The sequence below is a fragment of the Aminobacter sp. BA135 genome, assembly GCF_050859125.1.
GTDB classification, from domain to species: Bacteria; Pseudomonadota; Alphaproteobacteria; order Rhizobiales; family Rhizobiaceae; genus Aminobacter; species Aminobacter ciceronei.
This window is the reverse complement of sequence record NZ_CP139573.1, coordinates 42,272-57,223: the sequence shown is the minus strand read 5'-3', so window position 1 is coordinate 57,223 and position 14,952 is coordinate 42,272. Positions and strand designations below refer to the sequence as shown.

The 14,952-nt window shown below is 65.3% G+C and carries 12 protein-coding genes and 1 pseudogene; 1 reads left to right on the top strand and 12 read right to left on the bottom strand.

Features of this window, described 5'->3' with window-relative positions; all coding sequences use genetic code 11:
• Entirely contained in the window at positions 1-345 is a 345-nt protein-coding gene (locus SLT36_RS28235) for a RidA family protein (protein ID WP_432288929.1), read from the bottom strand.
• Between the two features lie 42 nt (positions 346-387).
• Complete coding sequence (locus SLT36_RS28230) at positions 388-1,692, bottom strand: alanine racemase (RefSeq protein ID WP_432288928.1); 1,305 nt, start codon at positions 1,690-1,692, stop codon at positions 388-390.
• Between the two features lie 94 nt (positions 1,693-1,786).
• Here SLT36_RS28230 and SLT36_RS28225 point away from each other — a divergent pair, with 94 nt between their 5' ends.
• Complete coding sequence (locus tag SLT36_RS28225) at positions 1,787-2,731, top strand: amidohydrolase family protein (protein WP_432288926.1); 945 nt, start codon at positions 1,787-1,789, stop codon at positions 2,729-2,731.
• On the opposite strand, the pseudogene SLT36_RS28220 reads toward SLT36_RS28225, so the two are convergent.
• The 10 genes and pseudogenes from SLT36_RS28220 to SLT36_RS28175 all read right to left on the bottom strand — a co-directional run bounded on the left by SLT36_RS28220 (position 2,699) and on the right by SLT36_RS28175 (position 14,916).
• Positions 2,699-3,672, bottom strand: a pseudogene (locus SLT36_RS28220) (ABC transporter permease). The gene SLT36_RS28225 and the pseudogene SLT36_RS28220 overlap by 33 nt on opposite strands.
• Before the next feature lie 11 nt (positions 3,673-3,683).
• Entirely contained in the window at positions 3,684-4,655 is a 972-nt protein-coding gene (locus SLT36_RS28215) for an ABC transporter permease (RefSeq protein ID WP_432288924.1), read from the bottom strand.
• Positions 4,652-6,160, bottom strand: coding sequence for a sugar ABC transporter ATP-binding protein (locus tag SLT36_RS28210; protein WP_432288923.1), 1,509 nt, complete (start codon positions 6,158-6,160; stop codon positions 4,652-4,654). The genes SLT36_RS28215 and SLT36_RS28210 overlap by 4 nt, the downstream gene beginning before the upstream one ends.
• Positions 6,161-6,179: 19 nt before the next feature.
• Positions 6,180-7,229: an ABC transporter substrate-binding protein gene (locus tag SLT36_RS28205; protein WP_432288921.1), complete on the bottom strand. Its 1,050-nt coding sequence runs from the start codon at positions 7,227-7,229 to the stop codon at positions 6,180-6,182.
• 357 nt (positions 7,230-7,586) lie between these two features.
• Positions 7,587-9,395 (bottom strand): aminopeptidase P family protein, encoded by a 1,809-nt coding sequence (locus SLT36_RS28200; protein ID WP_432288919.1) that lies wholly within the window; start codon positions 9,393-9,395, stop codon positions 7,587-7,589.
• Positions 9,396-9,427: 32 nt separating this feature from the next.
• Positions 9,428-10,441 (bottom strand): ABC transporter ATP-binding protein, encoded by a 1,014-nt coding sequence (locus SLT36_RS28195; protein ID WP_432288917.1) that lies wholly within the window; start codon positions 10,439-10,441, stop codon positions 9,428-9,430.
• Positions 10,438-11,451, bottom strand: a complete 1,014-nt coding sequence (locus SLT36_RS28190; RefSeq protein ID WP_432288915.1) for an ABC transporter ATP-binding protein — start codon at positions 11,449-11,451, stop codon at positions 10,438-10,440. The genes SLT36_RS28195 and SLT36_RS28190 overlap by 4 nt, the downstream gene beginning before the upstream one ends.
• Position 11,452: 1 nt before the next feature.
• A complete protein-coding gene (locus tag SLT36_RS28185) occupies positions 11,453-12,322 on the bottom strand; it encodes an ABC transporter permease (RefSeq protein ID WP_432288914.1) in 870 nt (289 codons plus the stop codon).
• A complete protein-coding gene (locus SLT36_RS28180) occupies positions 12,319-13,260 on the bottom strand; it encodes an ABC transporter permease (protein WP_432288912.1) in 942 nt (313 codons plus the stop codon). Before SLT36_RS28180 ends, SLT36_RS28185 begins: the two co-directional genes overlap by 4 nt.
• An 81-nt stretch (positions 13,261-13,341) precedes the next feature.
• Positions 13,342-14,916, bottom strand: a complete 1,575-nt coding sequence (locus SLT36_RS28175) for an ABC transporter substrate-binding protein (RefSeq protein ID WP_432288911.1) — start codon at positions 14,914-14,916, stop codon at positions 13,342-13,344.
• Between the last annotated feature and the right edge of the window lie 36 nt (positions 14,917-14,952).

The following is a 14,952-nucleotide window of genomic DNA, read 5'->3' as shown; positions in this document are numbered from 1 at the left end:
TCAGACGGCGGCGACTGCAGTGATCTCGATCCTGAGATCGGGATCGGCGAGGCGGGCTTCGACGCAGGCACGGGCTGGCAGGCGCTCCGGGTCGACCCACGCGTCATAGACGCTGTTCATCGCCTCGAAGTCGCCGATCTGCGGCAGGAAGACGTTGACGGCGACGAGCCTGGACTTGCTGGTGCCGGCCTCGGCCAGCAGCTGGTCGATCTTTGCCAGCACGTCTCTGGTCTGGCTCTCGATGCAGGCCTTGCGGTCGTTTGCGACCTGTCCGGCAATGTGGACCATGCCGCCATAGACGACAGCCTGCGACATGCGCGACCCCGACTGGAAGTATTGTATCATTGCAGCTCCTTTCAGTTTCTCGGTTCGGCGTGTCGGGGGCGGTCAGCCGAAATAGGTTGGGAAGGCGTTTTTGACGCGGCCCGCCTCGTCGACGCCGAAGATGACGCGATAGCGATCGAGGCAGGTGCAGGGGTGTGAAATTCCGAACTCCAGGACATCGCCGACGGCGAGCTCGCTGTCCGGCGCAAGCGCAAGGAACGCATGCTGGTCATTGAGCTTGACGACCGTCGGGAGGGCGTTGGCCAGCGGCAGTGGCGCGCCGTTTCGATAGCGGTTGAGCACGACAGGAAAACCCTGGTCGAAAGACACGTCGCGCATGCCCATGCCGCAAACGGCTGTGCCAGCTTCGGGGCGCGACAGCACCTCCGCCCAGAGCCGGAGGGCCGGGCGGAACGACTGCTGCGCCGAGACGGCCGTGCCATCGAGTGTGAAGCCGTGGCGCTCGTCGACAGCGGCCATGGCGCGGTCGTAGACGCCGTTGTCGTGGAAGAAGATGGCGCCGCTGCGCAGGACCAGCTTGGCGTTGCCGTCCCGTGCGACGGCGGGAGCCAGTGTGGAAACGACCTTGTCGAAGAACACCGAACCGCCCGCGCTGAGGATCAGCGGAGCATCGGCGCCAACCCGCCTGCGCAGCGCGGTAAAGGCAGCCGCCGTCAGTTCGAGCAGCCCCGCAATCGCCGCGTCGGTCTCCGCCTGGATCGGGCGTCCGGCAGCACCTTCGTAGGTCGCTACGCCGGCAGCGACCAGGCGGTCGGCGCTGCCGAGGATCGCGTCGAGGATGGCCTCCGCATCACTGAACGTGCGTGCGCCACCCCGTCCAGCGCCGGTCTCGACCAGCACGCGCAGCGGCGGCAGGGCGTCGTTGGCGCGCCACACCTCGGCCAGTGCGTCGACGGCCGCGACTGAGTCGGCGAAGACATGGATGTCGGCTTGCGGGTTGGCAGCGACTAGCATGGCGAGGCGGCCCGCGCCGCCCTTGCCGCCGACTTCATTGGCGATGATCAGCCTGTCGAGCCCAGCACCCAACATCACCGAGGCCTGCCTGATGTCGGCGACTGTGGTGCCCCAGGCACCCGCGTCGACCAGCGCGCGGGCAAGATCGGGGGCCATCGGCGTCTTGGCATGCGGGGCGATCTCGGCGCCGGCCTGCCTTAGGTAGCGGAAGAACAGGTCGCGATTGCTGACGAAGGCCTGCTCGTCGAGGGTCAGCACCGGCAACGACATCGCGCCGTCGGCAGGGTGCCAATTTTTGGTGCTTACCTTGTCGGCGGCGAACGCCTTCGTCCCGGGCGGCACGCCGCGGATGCGATCGTCGAGCATGAAATTTTCGCTGGGGCCTGTCAGCATGGCTGGTGTTTCCGTTTCATCCGGTGCTACCCCTGCGCGCGACTGGAAGATGGGTTCCGGTGCGAAGTCGTTCAGGGCGAAACAAGGGGGCCGCGTGGCGTATTATTCCGGTCCGATCATCGATGCCCATCATCATCTGTGGGATCTCGGAATGGGCCGTCATCCGTGGCTGGTCCCGGCGGCCGGCGGGCGCGACAGCCTGGGCGACCTTGGTCCGTTGCGCCGGAACTATCTGCCCGGCGACTATTTGCGCGACGCGCGCGGGCATAACGTCATTGCCACCGTCCATGTCGAGGCTGGCTGGGCCAGCGACGACATGACGGATGAAACGCGTTGGCTGGAAAGCCTCGACAAAACAGGCGGCGTGGCAGCGCGTTATGTGGCGCAGGTGCCGCTGGCCGACAGCAATGTGCAAGAACTGCTTGAAGAGCACGCGGCCTTTGCCCGTGTCGTCGGTGTGCGTGACATCTTGAGCTGGGACCTTGACCCGGCGCGGCGATTTGCATCTAGCGACGGGATCATGGACGAGCCTGTATGGCGCGCCGGCCTCAGACTTGTGCAGCGTCATGGCCTCGTGTTCGACCTGATGGTCTTTCCGCGTCAGCTGGCGTCCGCAGCCCGGCTGGCGTCCGCCTTCCCCAATCTGCGCTTCGTGCTCAACCATTGCGGCAGTCCGATCGACAGGGACGGCGAAGGCATGCGTGTCTGGCGCGACGGGCTGCGCCAGCTTGCGCGCCAGGACAATGTCGCCATCAAGATCTCGGATCTCGTCGCCTACGATCATGACTGGACGCTCGACAGCCTGCGGCCGGTGGTCATGCATTGCATCGACTGCTTCGGTGCCGAGCGGGCGATGTTCGGCAGCGACTTTCCCGTTGCCGGTTTGCATGCGACATTCGGCGAGGTGTTCGACAGCTTCAAGGCGATCACCTCCGAGCTTTCAGCAGCAGAGCAGGGCGCGCTCTTCTTCGACACCGCCAGGCGCATATACAGCTTCGATGAGCTTTCATCGGCGAGCGGCCTCGCGACCGGAGAGTAGCAGCAGGCCGAGGATCAGCGAACCGAACAGGATGCTGCGCCAGCCGGGCGACGCATTGACGACGGTGATCAGTGCAGTGATCGTGACCAGGAGGATCGAGCCCGGGATGGTGCCGGCATAGGTGCCGAGCCCGCCGAGGATCGACGTGCCGCCAAGCACGACGGCGGCGATCGAGGCCAGCAGATATGGGTCGCCGATGCCGACATAACCCTGGCCGTTCATGCCGAGAACGAGCACGCCGGCGAGGCCGGCGGTCAGGCCGCTGATGCCGTAGATGGCGATGGTCGTGGTGGGGACCGGTACGCCTGAGAGCTCGGCGGCGCGCGGATTGGCCGATGGCGAAGATCCGGGCGCAAACGGTGTGGCATGCATGACAAACAGCACGATCGCCGACAGGCCTGCCCACAGCAGAACGCCGGCCGGAATGCCGAGCGGCCTAGCATTGCCGAGCCAGCCGACGAGCGGGTTCTGCAGCGACACGGCGCTGCCGCCGGCGATGATGATGAGCAGGCCCTGCAGGAAGGTCGCCATCGCCAGCGTCATGATCATCGGGTGGACCCGGAGGTAGGCGACGCCCAGTCCGTTGACCAGGCCGATGGCGGTGGTCGTCGCCAGGACCAAAAGGATCGCCGACACGCCCGTCGGGTCGGCCGAAGAGGAGACCAGGGGCAGGCCGACGGCGGCAACGGTGACGATGGCCGCGACGGAGAGATCGATGCCGCCGGCGATGACGACGAAGGTCTGTCCGGCGGCGACCAGGCCGATGACGGCGGCAAGCTCGACCAGATAGCGGAGGTGACCGAAGGCGCCGAAGCCGCGCGTGGCAAAGCTGGCGACGATCAGACGGCGGCCACGACGAGCACAGTCAGGAACGGGCGGCTGCGCAGGACGGCGCCGAGGCGGATTTTTGTAGAGGGGGTGGTCTGGTTCGCGCCAGGCATTTTTGCACCGGTCATCTTTGCACCTTGCGGAATTGCGGCAGCGCAACCGCGCCGATGATGATCAGGCCCTGCGCGACATATTGCGCGACCGGCGTGAATCCGAGGAAGAACATGACCGAGATCATCAGGCTGAGCAGCAGGCTGCCGGCGAGCGCGCCGCGCATGGTGCCTTGGCCGCCGAGGAAGCCGATGCCGCCGAGCACGGCGGCGGCGATCGAGTTGAGCGTGAAGGCCGTGCCGATGACCGGATCTCCCGATCCTGTCTGAGCGGCGACGAACAGGCCGGCGCTTGTCGAGAGCAGGCCGCTCAGCGCATAGGCGGCGATGCGTGCCGCATCGACGGGCACGCCCGAACGGTAGGCGCCGACGGGATTTTCGCCGGCGGCATAGAGGCTAAGCCCGAGCGGCGTGGCAAGATAGAGTTTCCACAACAGGACGATGACGACCAGCAACAGGAACGCCGCCGGCGTGTTGCCGGCCAGCAGGTCGGACAGCCATTCAGGCATGGCGCCGCCAGGCCTGGGCAGGATGAGCAAGGCGGCGCCGCCGATGATGAAGGAACCGGCAAGCGTCACCACGATCGCCGGCAGACGCAGCTTGACCACGATGAAACCGGTGACCGCGCCGATGCCGAGGCCGGCTGCCGCGACCAAAGCAGAGCCGCCGCCGACGCCGAGCGGCCCGGTCATCGTCGTTGCGGCGATGACGGCGCCGAGGCTGACGGTCGCGCCGATGGCAAGGTTGATGCCACCGGTCAGCATCAGCAGTGCCTGTGCCATGGCGACAAGCGCCATGGGAAACCAGCTCTGGGTGAACTTGGCAAAGCCTGAGATGGTGAACAGGCCCGGGAACAGGAAGCCGTAAGCGACGATGAAGGCGCAAACGACAAGGAAAAGGCCGCGAACGCCGACGTTTCGCCCGGCCTGAACCGTCCAGTAGAGTCCACCGGAGCCTTGCCCTGGTGTCGATGGGACGGTGCTCATGCGGTGACCTCCGGCTTGTCGGCACCGACGGCTGCGGCAACGATTGTTTCTTCACTCAGCGCGCCATGCTCAAGCATGGCGGCGATGCGGCCCTCGCGCACGACGGCGACGCGGTCGCACAGATGCACCAGTTCGGGTGTGTCGGAACTCATCAGCACGACCGCCTTGCCGGCCGCAGCGAGCTGGCGCAGCATGATGTAAATCTCGCGCTTGGTCTCGACGTCGACGCCGCGCGTCGGATCGTTGAGCAGCAGCACCAGTGGATCATGCGGCATCCATTTCGCCAGCGCGACCTTTTGCTGGTTGCCGCCCGACAGCGCCTGGGCCGCCCGACCGAGATCGCCCTTGATGCCGAGCTGGGCCGCAAGGCTACGCGCCAGGTCGCGCTCTTCGCCGCGATGGCGTGGCTTGAGCGCCGGCAGCCGTGCGAAGGCGGGCAGCATCAGGTTGGTGATGATCGGATGGATGAGGTGCAGGCCCTCGCGCTTGCGGTCGGCGGGCACATAGGCAAGGCCAAGCGCATTGGCCTTGGGCACGCCGCCGGGCAGGGCCAGGTGCCCGTTGACTGCGGCTGATTTGGCCGTCGCCGGGATCGCGCCATAGAGACCGAGCAGCAGGTCTTCCTGCCCTTGTCCGACCAAGCCGCCGATGCCGAGCACCTCGCCGGCCCTGATGTCGAGATCGACGTCCCGCATCAGCCCGGCCGACAAGCCGCGGACCGAAACGGCCGCTGTTGTTGACGGCGACGGCTGCCATTTGGGAAACAGGTCGCCGGGGTCGCGGCCAACCATCAGGCGCACGAGCCCTGCGGCATCTGTTCCCTCCAGCGGTCGATCCGACGTCACCGAACCGTCCTTGAGGACGGTGACGTGCTGGCACAGCGCCATCACTTCGTTGAGCCGGTGCGAGATGTAGAGGATTGCCGTCCCCTGGCTGCTCAGCCTTTCCAGCAAATCGGTCAGGACACGGGTCTCGGTTGCCGACAAGGATGATGTCGGCTCGTCGAGGATCAGCACCCGGGGTTTGCGATAGAGTGCCTTGGCGATCTCGACCATCTGGCGCCGGCCGAGCGAAAGCTCGCCAACCGGCGTCGACAAGGGCTCGTGCAACCCGACCAACGCGCAGGCCTCGCGAGCACGCGATGCCAGTTCGGCATAGTCGATGAGGCCGAAGCGGCGCGGATAGGCGCCGAGGCCGATGTTTTCGGCAATCGACAGGTTGGCCGTCAGCGATAGTTCCTGCTGGACAACTGCGATGCCGGCTCGCCGCGCCTCTGGCGGTGTCATGTACCGCAACGCCTCGCCGTCCACTTCGATGCTGCCGCCGTCCGGCCGCAATGCGCCGGACAGCATGTTGATCAAGGTTGATTTCCCGGCGCCGTTCTCGCCGAGCAGCGCATGCACGCGCCCCGGCAGAAGTGCGATGGAAACGTCGCGCAGGACGGGGTTGCCGAAGAAAGCCTTCGACACCCCCCGCGCGGCAAGAAGCGGAGCCGTATTCGCCACGTCTTAGGATCCCTGGAACTTACTTCGCGGCGAGGATCTTCTCGAACAGGGCCTGATCGTAGGGCGAATAGATGTAGCCGTCGGCCGGGAAATCGCCGGCGCGCGCCAGATAGTCGCCGATGTTGGCGTTGTCGATCACCGGCAGTGGGATCTTGACGAAGGCCGGCACGTCCTTGCCTTCCAGCGCCTGAACGGAAAGCCAGGTGGCGAAGGCACCGAGCCAGTTGGGCTGCATGGTGGCCCAGCCCTTCAGGTCCTTTTCCTTCCACAGTTCGAGGAACTGGCGCGCGTTCTCGCCGGTGATCGGAACCTGCGTGCGGCCCTGCTTGTCGAGCGCCAGCACGGCACCCGCCGAAAGCGCGCCGCCGAGCGACAGGATGCCGTCGATCTCGGGATTGGCAAACAGCAGGCTGGTGACGGCTTCCTGTGCCGGGGCGACGTTGTAGGCGGTGTTGGTCTCAGCCAGGATCTTGATGTCGGGGTTGGCTTCGAGCACTGGCGTCGCGCCCTTGCGGCGGTCGTCGCTGACCGAAACGCCGGCCGGACCGTTGAGCACCAGGATGTTGCCCTTGCCGCCCATCTGCTCGACGAGGAACTTGGCCGCCTGTTCGCCCCACTGGGCCGAATCCGTATTGACCTTGGCGGTCACCTGGTCGGTATCGACGAGACTGTCGAAGTTGATGATGGCGATGCCCTTGGCGCAGGCATCGGCAAGCACGCGCGCCGGAGCCGTCGACGAGCCGGCGATGAGGATGATCGCATCGACATCGGAATCGATCATGGACTGGATCTGCTGGATCTGGACGTTGGCATCGCCCTGGGCGTCGGTGATGACGAGCTTGTCGACGAGGCCCTGCTTCTTCAGGTCCTCGACCTGGGCTTCGAGCGTGCCCTGGGTCTGCTTCATCCAGGTCGGAACCGAATAGATGTTGGCCCAGCCGATAGTATAGGGCGCCTTGCGGTCACCCTTGATGCAGTTGGCGGCAGCCTCTGCTGCTGATGTTGTTGCGAAGCTGAGAGCGAGGCCCAGGCAAAGGGCACTCGCGGATGCAAGATATGACAGTTTCATTGTTCTCTCTTCCTCAAAACTTGAGCCTTGGGCGCCCTGCAAAGACGGCTCCGCCTCTCGGCTTCTGCATGGCAGAAGCCGTCAGCGTTGGCCAACTTTCAAGATACTTGGCCCTGGAGCCGGCGAAAAAAGTCGAGGGGACCTGGGTCGAGGGCGGGCAAAATATCGAGCCGTGGCTTCAGGACAGCATGCGAGCGATGAGGCGGCCCGTGCCTGCCATGCACGCTGGCGCGGCGATGGAGAGCACATGCATTCGCGCGAGCACTTACGCCCGAAACGCAAACAGGCCTCCAATTGGAGGCCTGTGCCGGGCGCCGTCAGGGTGATCGGCTTGTGAATGGACTGGTCGCGGTCGGTTCAGATGGCGGCCTCGCAGGGCGTGCACATGCGTTGCAACCACTCGATGTCATCGCGGCCGAGCAAGGGGCTCAGCGCCGACCTGACCACCTCATGATATCGGTCGAGCCATCGTCTCTCCGGCGGGGTCAGCAACTGGATGTCGGCGAGGCGCAGGTCGAGCGGCACCAGCGTCAGGCTCTTGAAGGCCATGAAGCCGTCGCCCGCCGCGACAACCTCGACCTGGTTTTCGAGCCGGATGCCGTATTCTCCCGCCTTGTAGTAACCGGGTTCGATTGTGGTAACCATGCCGGGCCGCAAGGCAATCTCGTTGACCCGCTTGTCGAAACGCTGTGGCTGCTCGTGCACCGACAGGAAGTGGCCGACGCCGTGCCCGGTGCCGTGGTCGTAATCGAGGCCGAGGTCCCAGAGCGGGCGCCGGGCGAAGGCGTCGATCTGGTGCCCGCAGGTTCCGGTCGGGAACTTCAACGTCAGCATCGAGATCAGCCCCTTGAGCACGGCCGTATAGGCGCGGCGGATTTCCGGGCTGATGCTGCCCAATGCCGTCGTACGCGTGGCATCGGTGGTGCCGGTCAGGTACTGCCCGCCGCTGTCCAGCAGATAGACATCGGCCGAGGTGATCGGCGTGTTGGTCTCGATGGTGGCGTTGTAGTGGCACATGGCAGCGTTGCCGGCGGAGGCCGAGATCGTGCGGAAGCTCGGCTCGACGAACAGCCTGCTGTCGCGGCGATAGGTCAGGATGCGCTCTTCGGCCTCCAATTCGCTCACCGGCATGCCTTGGCTTTCGCGCGTGCGGCCGTAGCGGTCGAGCCAGGCCAGGAAACGCACCCAGGCCGCGCCATCCTGCTGATGGCAGTCGCGGAAACCTTGCAGCTCGATGTCATTCTTTTCCATCTTGGCGAGTGTGATGGGGCTGCGGGTCAGCTTGATCTCGCCGCCACTGTCACGCGCCGCATGGACAACCGCCGACGGTGCGAACCCGGGATCGACGAGCGCTGTTCGCCCCTCGGCGAAGGCCGCGACGCGTTCCAGAAGGCGCGCCGGCTCGGCGATTGCGACCCCGTCGAGCTCCAAATCGGAGAGATCGTTGGGCAGCTTGCGGTGGTCGACCAGCCACTCGGTGCGGCCGTCCTTGTCGAGGATCAGGAAGGAATGCGGCATCGGGTTGAACGCCACGTCGCGGCCACGCACGTTGAGCAGCCAGGAGATGTTGTCGGGTTGGGCCTCGACGAGGAAGTCGGCGCCCTGCGCCGCGACCAACTCCACGATACGACGCTTCTTGTCCGCAACGCTCTCGCCGGAATACTGGCGACCGAAAGCCATGATCGACCCCAGCGGCTTTTCCGGCTGGTCTGGCCAGATCGCATCGACGAGATCGGCCGGGGTCGCGACCCAGCTCCCGCCAGCTGCTTCCACGGCGCGACCGCAATCCTGGTCCCAGGTCGAGGGCAAAAGCATCGCATTGAAGCCTACGCGCTGGCCTTCATCTATGTTCTTCGCCAGCCAATCCTTCAGCGGCGCATCGTGGAAATGCTCGACGGTGAAGGTGCCGAGATCGACCTCGTCGCGCACCTGCACCTGGTAGCGGCCGTCGACGAAGATTGCCGCCTTGTCGCGCATGACGATCGCGACGCCCGCCGAACCGGTGAAGCCGGTGAGGTAGGCGAGCCGGCAGTCATGTGGCGCGCAATACTCGCTCTGGTGCTCGTCAAAGCGCGGCACGACGTAGCCGTCGAGCCCTTCTTCGGCGAGCTTGTGGCGCAGCGCTTCAACGCGGCCGGTCATGTCCAGCCTGTCGGTCGGTGTCATGTCGTCTGTCCTTGATCTGCAGATGGTCGCGGTCACGCCGCTGATATGGTTTCGGCGAAATGGCAGGCGGCCATACCGGCGCCGACAGGTCGCAGCACCGGCTTTTCGATACGGCAGCGCTGGGCGGCATGCGGACAACGCACATGGAACGGGCAGCCCGGCGGGATGTCGAGCGGGCTCGGCAACTCGCCTGACAGCGCCGGCGCGCGCTTGCGGTCGGCCGGATCGAGCGACGGTGCCGCAGCCAGAAGCGCCTGCGAATACGGATGGCGCGGCCGCGAGAACAGCGCCTCGGACGGGCCGACCTCGACGATGGCGCCGAGATAGATTACCACGACCCGATGCGAGACGTGGCGCACCAGTCTGAGATCATGCGCAACGAACAGCACCGTCAGTCCGAGATTGTCCTGCAGCTCAAGCAAAAGATTGACCACCTGCGCCTGCACCGAGACGTCGAGCGCTGACACAAGCTCGTCGGCGACGAGACAGACCGGCTCGAGCGACAGCGCACGCGCGATGCCGATGCGCTGGCGCTGCCCCCCGGAGAATTCGTGCGGGTACTTGTCGGCGGCACCCTCGGGCAGGCGCACGAGATCGAGCAACTCGTCTATGCGCCGCTCGATGGCAGCGCCTTCGCGCATCCTGTGCACCGAGATCGCCTCACACAGTGTATCGCGCACCGTCATGCGCGGGTTGAGCGAGGTGTAGGGGTCCTGGAACATCATCTGGACGCGCTTGTTGTAGGCGCGGCGTTTCAGTCCCTTGAGCCCGCCGACGCTCTCGCCCTCGAACAGAATGTCGCCGCCGCTTGGCCGATGCAGGCCGGCGATACAGCGCGCCAGGGTCGACTTGCCGCAGCCGGACTCACCGACGATGCCGAGCGTCTCGGCCGGCATTACGTCGAGATCGACGCCGTTGAGCGCCGACACGACCTGGCGCGGGCGGCGGGCGATGACGTCGGATAGCGAGCGCGGTTTTTCGAAGCGCATGGTGAGGTCGCGGATGGATAGCAGCGGGCTGGCCGGCTCCATGGTCAGCATGTTCATGACGCCGCCTCGTGTTGACGGAAGTGAGCGAGCGCCTCGGCGCGACGATGACAGGCCACCTGGTGATGCTGGCCGACGGCGGCAAGCGGGGGACGAACATCGCCGCATTCCAACCCGGCGACCGGACACCGCGCGGTGAAGGCGCAGCCCGGAGGCAGCGCGCTGAGTGACGGCGGTGCGCCGGGGATCGAATAGAGCGGCGTGCGCGGGGCGACGTCGCGCGGGATCGAACGCAGCAAACCCAGCGCATAGGGATGGCGGGCGTCGCCGATCACCTGGGTCGTCGTTCCGAGTTCGCACAGCCTGCCGCCGTACATCACCGCCACCCGGTCGCAGGTCTGCGCCACCACGCCCATGTCGTGGGTGACGAGGATCACCGCCATGCCGAGATCGCGGCTCAATGACTGAATCAGGCGCAGGATCTGGTCCTGGATCGTAACGTCCAGCGCCGTCGTCGGCTCGTCGGCGAGCAGCAGCTGCGGGTTCGACGCCAACGCGATGGCGATCATGACGCGCTGGCGCATGCCGCCAGAGAACTCGTGCGGATAGTCGCCGAGCCGGTTGCGTGCAGCGGGGATGCCGACCATCTCAAGCAGTTCGACTGCCTTGGCCTTGCGGGCGCGGGCGTCGAGGTCGGTATGGGCGGCGAGGTTTTCGGAGATCTGTAGCCCCACCGTGAGCAGCGGATTGAGCGAAGACATCGGCTCCTGGAAGATCATTGCGATCTCGCGGCCGCGCACCTTGCGCAACGCCGCTTCGTCGAGCGCTGCGAGATCGCGGCCCTTCCAGAGGATTTCGCCGCCGACGCGGCCACGCGGACGGACGATGCCGAGGATCGAGCGCAAGGTGATGCTTTTGCCCGAGCCGGATTCGCCGACGAGGCCGAGGATCTCGCCGGCCTTGACGCTGAAGGAGACGTCGTCGACGGCTATCAGCGGCTGTTCTCGCGAACCAAATTCGGTTCTGAGGTGGCGCAGTTCGAGCACCGTATGTTGCCCTGATACGGACATCTCAGCGCCCCTTCGCTCGCAGCAGGTCGGCCAGCGCGTCGCCGAGCAGGCTGAAGCCTAGGCCGGTGAGCACGATGGCGACACCCGGCATCAGGCTCATCCACCAGGCCGTGAGCAGGAAGTTGCGCCCCTCCGAAATCAGCACGCCCCATTCGGCCGCCGGCGGCTGCGCGCCGAGGCCGAGATAGCCGAGCGAGGAGCCGAGCAGGATGGCCAGCGCCATGTCTGTCATCCAGTAGACGATTACAGGCGAAATCGCGTTGGGCAAAAGGTGGCGGAAGATGATGCGGCGGTCGGAAAAGCCGAGCACACGGCCGGCGGCAGCGTAGTCGTTGGCCTTCTGCGTCATGATCTCGGCGCGGGTGAGCCGGGCGTAATAGACCCAGTTCACCATGGTGATGGCAATGTACATGTTGACCAGGCCCGGCCCGAGCACGGCGACGATGGCGATGACCAGCACCAGGAACGGGAAGGTGATGATGGCATCGACGCAGCGCCCGAAGATGGTGTCGGCGATGCCGCCGTAATAGCCGACGAAGGCGCCCGCCGTGACGCCGATGGTCAGCGCGAAGATGGTCGCAAACAGCGCCATCTGCATGTCGACACGGTAGGCCCAGATGACGCGTGAAAGAACGTCGCGGCCGAAATTGTCGGTGCCGAATGGATGGGCGAGGCTCGGGGGTTGCTGGATCGCCGTCATGTCGAAGGCGAGCGGATCGTAGGGTGCAAAGACCTGCGGACAGAGCGCCAGCAGGATCGAACAGGCGATGATGGCGAAGCCGATGACAAAGGATGGCCGGGCGAAGGCACGGCCGAGGAAGGCCAGCAAGCGGTTTGGCCTGCGCTGTGAAGTGTGACCGAGTGCACTCATGACTTGCGAAGCCTCGGATCGAGCAGCGACTGGACGACGTCGGTGAGCAGGAAGACGACCGAGACCATCACCGCGAAGGTCAAGGTCAAGCCCTGGATCAGCGGATAGTCGCGGGCAAAGATCGCTTCCAGCATCAGCCGGCCGACGCCGGGAATTGCGAACACCGTCTCGGTCACCAGCGTGCCGCTCATCAGGTTGCCGATCGACAGGCCGAGCAGGGTCACCGTCGAGACCAGCGCATTGCGCAGCACGTGGCGGGTCATGACGATGCGCGGCTTAAGCCCCTTGGCGCGGGCGAACTGGACATAGTCGGCGTCGAGCACCTCGATCAGCGAGGCGCGCAGGTTTCTGACGATGATGGCGGAGGTGTAGAGTGCCACGCTCAACGCCGGCAGCATCAGATGGTGCAAATTGCCGAGGAAGGTCGTGCCATAGCCGCCGACGGGGAACCAGCGCAACTGCGCGGCAAGCACGGTCAAAAGCACCAGCCCGATGTAGAACACGGGCATCGACAACCCGACCTGGAAGACGCCGCGGATGACGACGTCAGTCGTGGTGTTGGCGCGCATGGCGGCAAGAAAGGCGAGTGGCCCGGCCAGGAGCACAGCAAGTGCAACGGCGTAGAGCGACAGGAAGATGGTGGTCGGCAATCGGCTGAGGATCACCTCGCTCACCGGCGCCTTCATCATGATCGAGCGGCCGAGATCACCCGACAGCGTGTTCTTGACGAAGACAATGAACTGCACCGGTAGCGGCTGGTCGAGGCCGAGATTGCGGCGGATCTGCTCGACCTGCGCATCGGTCGCCTTGGCCTCGGCCATGGCGATGGCTGGGTCACCGGGCAGCATGCGCACGAGCAGAAAGATGAAGACCATGACCAAAAGGAAAGTCGGGATGATCTGCAGCAGCCGCGCCACGAGATATGAGAGAGAGGGCATTGGCTTCGCCTCGAAACACTCGCCTTGCAAACAGGCGCGCCGGACGGATGGCCCGTCCGGCGCGCAGCGGTCACGCTTGGGTTACTTGGCGCGCCAGGCTTCCGAGAAGTCGTTAGCACCGAGCGGGGTCTGGACGTAATTCTCGACCGACTTCGACACGGCGACTGCGAAGGGCGTCTCATAGAGGAAGAGCAGCGGCGCTTCTGCGGCGTAGATTTCCTGCATGCGCTTGTATTCGTCCTTGCGCTTGGCTGGATCGACCTCGGAGTTCGACGCCTCGAACAGCGTGTTGAATTCCTGGTTGTTCCAGCCTGTGCCGACGGCCTGGCGCTGCTTGTAATAGCCGAGCCATCCAGTGACCTGGGCAGGGTCGTTGACGTCGTTGGCCCAGCCATAGGTGTGGATGTCGAACTCGCCGGAGCGGTTCTTGGCGCCGCGCGTCGGGTTGTCGACCTGCTCGACCTTCAGATTGACGCCAAGCGGCGCCCACATCTGCTGCAGCGCGGTGAACAGCGTGGCGTCGTCGGCGCTGCCTGCGAGCGTGGTGAAGGTGATGTCGAGGCCGCCATCGGCGCCCGCTTCAGCCAGCAACTGCCTGGCCTTTTCCGGGTTGTAGGGATAGAGCGGCTCCGGTCCATAGTGCAGCTGGGTTGCTGCCGACATCAGCGAGGTCATTGGCTTGCCTGTGTCGAAGGTCACCAGCTTGATCAGCATGTTCTTGTCAGTGGCGTAGTTCAGTGCCTGCCGCACCTTGACGTCGGCGAGCGGGTTCTTGGCCCCGTCGTTGAGCGTCTCGCGCGTGTTGATCGGCGCGTAGATGATGCGCGTCGAGGGGAAGAGCTCCATTTTCAGTTTGGCGTCGGCACCGAGCTCGCCGACCCGCGCAAACGGAATGAACTCGGCGACATCGACCTCGCCGGCCTGCAGCTTGAGGATGCGGGTAGCGTCGTCGGGGATGACGACGAAATCGACCTCGTCGAGATAGGGCAGCGGTTTGCCGTCCTCGCCGTCGCGCCAGTAGTTCGGGTTCCTTGCGAAGCTCATCGAACTGCCGGCGGTGCGGCCCTTCATGGTGAAGGGGCCAGAGGTCACCGGGTTGTTGTCGAAATAGGCCTTGGCCTTTTCCTGGTCGTTGGCGCCCGCGGCCTTCTCGAAGGCCGCCTTGGAAACGATGCCGGTGTTGAAGGTGGCGAGGATCGAGGGGATTGTCGGGTCGGGTTGCTTCAGCGACAGCGTCACTGTTGCGCCGTCCGCAGTCACCTTCTCGACCGAGCCGAGCAGGCCGCCCCATGGGCCGTCGGGGTTGCGGGCGCGGTCCAATGAGAAGACGACGTCGTCGCCCGAGATCGGCGAACCGTCGGAAAACTTCAGGCCGTCGCGCAGCTTGAGCGAGATCGACTTGCCGTCGGCGGCGACCTCGTGACTTTCGGCCAGGCCGGCCTCGATCGCGCCGTCGGCGCCGTTGCGCAGCAGCGTCTCATACAGGCTGGTGATCATCCACAGGTCGGGATTGCGGTCGGCCCAGACCGGGTCGATGACGGTGGAGTCGTCATAACGGGCAAAGGTCATCGAGCCGCCGCGCTCGATCGCCAAAGCCGACGTTGCGGCGCCAAATCCCAGAGCTGCGCCGAGCAAAAGCGGCAAAAAGCGTTTCATGTCTTCTCCTCCTCTTGGCCTGCCGGCAATGCCGGC

Bases quoted from the DNA above. Each gene is read 5' to 3' on its own strand.
- SLT36_RS28235 (WP_432288929.1), bottom strand. From the start codon at position 345: ATGATACAATACTTCCAGTCGGGGTCGCGCATGTCGCAGGCTGTCGTC.
- SLT36_RS28230 (WP_432288928.1), bottom strand. From the start codon at position 1,692: ATGCTGACAGGCCCCAGCGAAAATTTCATGCTCGACGATCGCATCCGC.
- SLT36_RS28205 (WP_432288921.1), bottom strand. From the start codon at position 7,229: ATGAAACTGTCATATCTTGCATCCGCGAGTGCCCTTTGCCTGGGCCTC.
- SLT36_RS28175 (WP_432288911.1), bottom strand. From the start codon at position 14,916: ATGAAACGCTTTTTGCCGCTTTTGCTCGGCGCAGCTCTGGGATTTGGC.
- SLT36_RS28190 (WP_432288915.1), bottom strand. From the start codon at position 11,451: ATGTCCGTATCAGGGCAACATACGGTGCTCGAACTGCGCCACCTCAGA.
- SLT36_RS28215 (WP_432288924.1), bottom strand. From the start codon at position 4,655: ATGAGCACCGTCCCATCGACACCAGGGCAAGGCTCCGGTGGACTCTAC.
- SLT36_RS28200 (WP_432288919.1), bottom strand. From the start codon at position 9,395: ATGACACCGACCGACAGGCTGGACATGACCGGCCGCGTTGAAGCGCTG.
- SLT36_RS28185 (WP_432288914.1), bottom strand. From the start codon at position 12,322: ATGAGTGCACTCGGTCACACTTCACAGCGCAGGCCAAACCGCTTGCTG.
- SLT36_RS28195 (WP_432288917.1), bottom strand. From the start codon at position 10,441: ATGAACATGCTGACCATGGAGCCGGCCAGCCCGCTGCTATCCATCCGC.
- SLT36_RS28180 (WP_432288912.1), bottom strand. From the start codon at position 13,260: ATGCCCTCTCTCTCATATCTCGTGGCGCGGCTGCTGCAGATCATCCCG.